Genomic DNA, 5,502 nt, shown 5'->3' on the forward strand with positions numbered 1-5,502 from the left:
GGCTCCGGGCCGTCGCAGGCCTGGCGGTATTTTTGCAACGTCCTTTGTGCTTTTCCCAGCACTGTCTCAGCGCCATACCCGCCCAGATCCAGAGTGCCAAATCGCACACCCGTCAGCAATTCCATGCCTTGACTGGCCAGTTCGGCGGTGTAGATGTGAAAACGCCCTTGCGCCACAGCCTCCACCACCCGCGCATCAAGCATCAGGTGCCGGCGGTTGCGACTCGGGATCAGCACCCCTTGGGTTCCGTCCAGGCCGAGCAATTCACAGCTCTTGAAGTAGCCTTCGATCTTTTCGTTGATGCCACCGACCGGCAGGATCTCGCCGTGCTGATTGAGTGCGCCGGTCACTGCAATGCCCTGGCGCAGCGGCAGTCCTGACAGGCTGGAAAGCAGCGCATAAAACTCGGCACACGAGGCCGAGTCGCCCTCGACGCCGTTGTACTCCTGCTCAAACACGACCGACGCGTTCATCGCCAGCGGTGCCACATGCGCGAACAGACTGGAGAGGTAGCTGTGCAGGATCAGCACGCCTTTGTCGTGGATCGGGCCGGAGAGTTCAACTTCTCGTTCTATGTTGATCAGCCCCTCTTCGCCCGCGTAGGTGTGGGCCGTCACGCGCACCGGGAAGCCAAACTGGTGGTCGCCCAGATCGATCACGGTCAGTCCATTGATTTGTGCAACCTTGTGGCCGCATACATCGAGCAGACGTTCACCATCTGTGATGGTTTGCTGCAGGCGCTCCTCAGGTGCATTATGGCGTTGCAACTGTGCGCCAGCGGCGCCCAGCACATCGGCCGCCTGTACCCGCGCGCCGGTGCCACGCAGCAGCGCCAACGCGCTGGCTTCGATTGCCAGCGTTTCAAGCCGGGCAAACTGTGCGCTCTGGCGGGTCTGGTCCTCGGCCAGCCGATGCCCTTGCTCGATCAGCGCAGCCACTGCTGCAGCTGAAAAATGCGCAAGGCCGAGCCGTTGACAGGTATGCGCCACAAAGATCGCGGTCGCCAAACTGGTCTGGCGGGTGCTGCGAAAGCTGTCTGAAAAATCCACTTTGCACAAGAAGCGTCGGGCAAAGCCGTTGTCGCCTTCCTGCACCGAATAGTACTCATCCACACTGGCGATCAAAACGATCTTGACGTCCACTGCCACCGGCTCGGGTGCCAGCGTGACAGCCGCCATGGCTGCGAACGGCATGCCGGGCTCTTCAATCTGCAAGCGGCCGCTGCGCAGGAATCGGCGCAGTTTTTCCCACACCGGTTCGTCGGCCAGCAAGTCGCGCAGATGCAGCATCAGAAAGCCGCCGTGGGCTTTGAGCAAACTGCCGGCGCGAATGTGCGAAAAGTCGGTTTCGAGCATTCGCTCGCTCGACGCGTACTCGATACCGCCAAACAGGTTATGAAGCTGCGGGTTGTCCTCCACAATGACCGGTGCGCCGCGCAGGTCGTGGTTGTCCACCACCAGGTTGACGCGAAATCGCGACACAACATCGATCAGACCATCGAGCCGTGTCTCCTCATCGTCACCGGGCTCAAACAGCGACAAGTTGTCCTGTACTTCCTGGGCAATACGGTCCAGGTAGCTGCCGAGTTTGAGGGTGTCCTTGATGCGTTTGCGCAGCGCTGTCCGGATGTCCTGCAACGCATGGTCCAGCAAAGGTCGCACGGCGAGGGCACGCAGGTCTGCAAGTGCCTCATTACTGACACGACGGATGTCAGCGGTGTCGGTCAGGTAACGCTCGATTCTTGCCTGCAAGTCGCGCTCGTCAGTGTCAATCTTCAGGCGTTGCTCGGGTGTGTAGGTCATGGCCTTGCCGGCGGTGACGGGCTCGCCCTGCGCATCTTTGAGTGTGAACACCAGGTTGCCCTGTTCCCGTAGCAGCACAAATTGGCGTGCCTGCGCAAACGCGCTGAGCGCGGCGTAGGCCTGCGCCTCGTCTGATTTGGCCCTGGCCTCAATCTGGTCGGCTTGTGACTTGAACTCGGGGGCTTTCAGCCGCAGTGGAATGTCGCTTTGCATCCGCTTGGCAAACTGGCCCATCAATTGCCGCAGCAGGCGCCCCTCGCCGGCGGGCAGGCGCAGCGCATGGGGTCGCTCGGGGGCGTCAAAGTTGTGCAGGTAACACAGGTCGGGCGGCACACTTCGGTTTGCCGCCTGCTCGTGCATCAGTTGGGTCAGCAGCGTGGTGCGGCCACTGCCCACTTCACCCAGCACAAACAGGTTGTAGCCCGGTTGTTGCATGGCCAGGCCAAAACGTGCAGCGGCTTCGGCACGCTCCTGCCCGATCCACGACAGCGGCAAATGCAGCAGCTCGCTGGTGTCTGAAAAGCTGAACGTGTCCGGGTCAAGCGTCAGACGCAGCGCCTCAGGCGGCAGAGTTTGATACGTCATGTTCATCCGGCCTCGGCATAGGGGTCGTCAAAACCCAGGCGGGCCATGATTTCGCTTTCGCGCAGTTCCATCACCTGGGCGTCCTCGTCCTCGTCATGGTCCCAGCCCTGCGCGTGCAGCGTGCCGTGAATCAGCAGGTGGGCGTAATGCGCTTGCAATGTCTTGTTCTGCTCTTTGGCCTCGCGGGCCACCACCGGCGCACAGAGCACCAGATCGGCTGTGACCTGTGGCTCGAGGGTGTAGTCGAAGGTCAGCACATTGGTGGCGTAATCTTTTTGGCGGTAGTCGCGGTTAAGTGCCTGGGCTTCGTCGGTGTCCACGATGCGCACGGTGATCTCGGCATCGTCTTGCAGCGCATGGCGCATCCACTTGGCCACCCGGTGGCGCGGCAGGGCGGCACGGTGCATTCCTACATCGGGAAACCTGGCAAATTGAAGCGACAAGCTGAGATGATTCATGACAATGAGATTGATATACAAAAATAGCCTCTAGCCCATATAAATAAAGCACTGTTAGCTATCTTGCTGGTTGCAAATTACAGGCTCTTTGGTGGTCTGGTCGGGCGGTTTGCCACGGTGTCAGGCAGCGTGGCATCGATACGCGGGTGCGGGTTGAATCGCCCGGGCGCATCGTAGGCGTCGACAATGCGCGCCACCAGCGGGTGGCGCACCACGTCGGCACTGGTGAGGCGACAGGTGGCAATGCCGTCAATGTTCTTGAGCACCCGCTCGGCGTCAATCAGGCCGCTGAGCTGGTCGCTGGGCAGGTCAATCTGGCTCACGTCACCCGTCACCACCGCTTTGGAGCCGAAACCGATGCGCGTCAAAAACATCTTCATCTGCTCAGGCGTGGTGTTTTGCGCTTCGTCCAGAATCACAAACGCGGTGTTGAGCGTGCGCCCGCGCATGAAAGCCAGTGGCGCAATTTCGATGGTCTGGCGCTCAAAGGCTTTTTGCACCGCCTCAAAGCCCATCAGGTCGTAAAGCGCGTCGTACAGCGGACGCAGATACGGGTCGATCTTTTGTGCCAGATCGCCCGGCAGGTAGCCCAGGCGTTCACCGGCTTCGACGGCCGGGCGGGTGAGCACAATGCGCTGCACACTGCTGCGCTGCAGGGCGTCGACCGCCATGGCCACGGCCAGATAGGTTTTGCCGGTGCCGGCCGGCCCGATGCCAAAGGTGATGTCATGACGCACGATGCAGTCCAGGTAATGCGCCTGGTTGAGCGAGCGGGGTTTAAGGTCAGCACGGCGGGTTTTCAGCGACGGGCCATCGGTGCCGTCCACTTGGCCATCGCCCGAGAGCATCAATTGCACGGTGCGTGGCTCGATCTGGCGCGCCGCCATTTCATACAAGGCTTGCAGTACTTCCATGGCACGCTTGGCATCGGCTTTCAGTCCGTCGACTTTGAACTGCTCATGGCGGTGCGCAATACGCACCTGCAGCGCCGTCTCAATGGTGCGCAGGTGGGCATCCATCGGTCCGCACAAGTGGCTCAAGCGGGAATTGCTGGGGGGTGAAAAGATGTGGCGCAGGATCACGTTGATAATTCTCTTAAAAGATCGTGCATGATAGGCAATAAATGCCCCGGCCAAGTGTTGAAGCTTCCTCACATCGGAGATGTCATGAAACTGTTGTTCAAATTCAATCTGGCTTTTTTGCTGGTGTTTGTCGCGGGCCTTCTGGCCTGCGGGCTGATTGCCCGCAACATGCTGCAAAAAAGTGCCCACGAAGAGATCCTGGGCAATGCCCGACTCATCATGGAAAGTGCCCAGGCCGTCAGTACCTACACTGCGACCCAGATCAAGCCGCTGCTGGCAGCCCAGTTGACCGAGCGTTTTTTGCCACAGACCATTCCGGCCTACTCTTCGACCGAAGTGGTCAATGCCCTGCGCGAGAAGCATGGCGATTACGCCTACAAGCCCGCCATGCTCAATCCGACCAACCCGCGTGACCGGGCGCAGGATTGGGAGGAGGACGTGATTGCACGTTTTGCCAAAGAAACCGGCTTGACAGAGTATGTGGGTGAGCGCGATACCGCGGCAGGACGCCTGATGTTCATCGCGCGCCCCATCCGCATCACCGACCCGGGCTGCCTGCAATGTCACAGCACGGTCGACGCCGCACCCGCCACCATGCTGGCCAAGTATGGCCCGGCCAATGGTTTTGGGTGGAATCTCAACGACACCCTGGGTGCCCAGATTGTGTCAGTGCCGATGACGGTGCCGCTCAAGCGCGCGGATGAGGCATTTGGTGTGGTGATGGGCTCGCTGGCCGCAGTTTTTGTGTTGATTGGTGCCGTCCTGAATTTGATGTTGTGGCGCTTGGTGATTCATCCGGTGACGCAACTCTCGGCGCTGGCCGACCGTGTCAGCCTTGGTGAGCTGGATGCGCCCGAGTTTGCCAGCGCCAGCAAGGATGAAATTGGTGTGTTGTCGGAGTCGTTTGCGCGCATGCGCAAGAGCCTGGTTCACGCCATGAAACTGCTCGACGAGTGACGGACCTGGCACCATGGCCCATCCCGAATACATCGGTAAGTACACCATCAAGACGCTGCTGGGCGAAGGCGCGATGGGGGTGGTTTACAAGGCGTTTGATCCAGGCATCGGCCGCCTGGTGGCCATCAAGACCATCCGCCATACCCTGTCGCACGACCGCGAGGCTCAAAAATCGTTGCTGGACCGATTTCGCAACGAGGCACGTGCGGTCGGGCGTTTGAGCCATCCCAATATCGTGGCCATCTATGAGCTGGGGCAGGATGCGGACCATGCCTACATCGTCATGGAGTATGTCGAAGGCCGGGATTTGTCCAAAATCCTGGAAAACAATCGCGCCCTGCCACAGGCGGAGGTGTTGACGTTGATGTTGGCCTTGCTGGATGCGCTGGAGGCGGCGCATCGTCATGGCGTGTGGCACCGCGACATCAAGCCCGCCAACCTGATCATCTCCGAGTCCGGACAACTCAAGGTGACCGACTTTGGCATTGCGCGCATCGAATCCGCCGCTTTGACGCAGGTGGCCATGGTGATTGGCACGCCCGGCTTCATGGCTCCTGAGCAGTACATGGGAGAAAAGATTGACCAGCGCGTCGACATTTTTGCCGCCGGGGTGTTGCT

General features: G+C 60.1%; 5 protein-coding genes. 2 read left to right on the forward strand and 3 right to left on the reverse strand.

Features of this window, described 5'->3' with window-relative positions; translation table 11 throughout:
- The 3 genes from KBF66_RS18685 to KBF66_RS18695 form a co-directional block, all read right to left on the reverse strand.
- Positions 1-2,387: ATP-binding protein (locus tag KBF66_RS18685; protein ID WP_296661116.1), on the reverse strand; the 2,387-nt coding region annotated here is incomplete at its 3' end.
- 2 nt (positions 2,388-2,389) lie between these two features.
- Positions 2,390-2,851 (reverse strand): rRNA maturation RNase YbeY, encoded by a 462-nt coding sequence (gene ybeY, locus KBF66_RS18690; protein ID WP_296661127.1) that lies wholly within the window; start codon positions 2,849-2,851, stop codon positions 2,390-2,392.
- Positions 2,852-2,922: 71 nt separating this feature from the next.
- Entirely contained in the window at positions 2,923-3,927 is a 1,005-nt protein-coding gene (locus KBF66_RS18695; RefSeq protein ID WP_296661119.1) for a PhoH family protein, read from the reverse strand.
- An 84-nt stretch (positions 3,928-4,011) separates the two neighbouring features.
- Between KBF66_RS18695 and KBF66_RS18700 the strand changes: the two genes are divergently transcribed.
- Entirely contained in the window at positions 4,012-4,884 is an 873-nt protein-coding gene (locus tag KBF66_RS18700; protein ID WP_296661122.1) for a DUF3365 domain-containing protein, read from the forward strand.
- A gap of 13 nt (positions 4,885-4,897) precedes the next feature.
- A partial coding sequence (locus KBF66_RS18705) for a serine/threonine-protein kinase (protein ID WP_296661124.1) occupies positions 4,898-5,502 on the forward strand: 605 nt, incomplete at its 3' end.

Source organism: Rhodoferax sp. (assembly GCF_018063565.1).
Taxonomy (GTDB): domain Bacteria; phylum Pseudomonadota; class Gammaproteobacteria; order Burkholderiales; family Burkholderiaceae_C; genus Rhodoferax.

Excerpts from the sequence above, each read along its gene's own strand:
- KBF66_RS18700 (WP_296661122.1), top strand. The coding sequence starts at position 4,012 with ATGAAACTGTTGTTCAAATTCAATCTGGCTTTTTTGCTGGTGTTTGTC.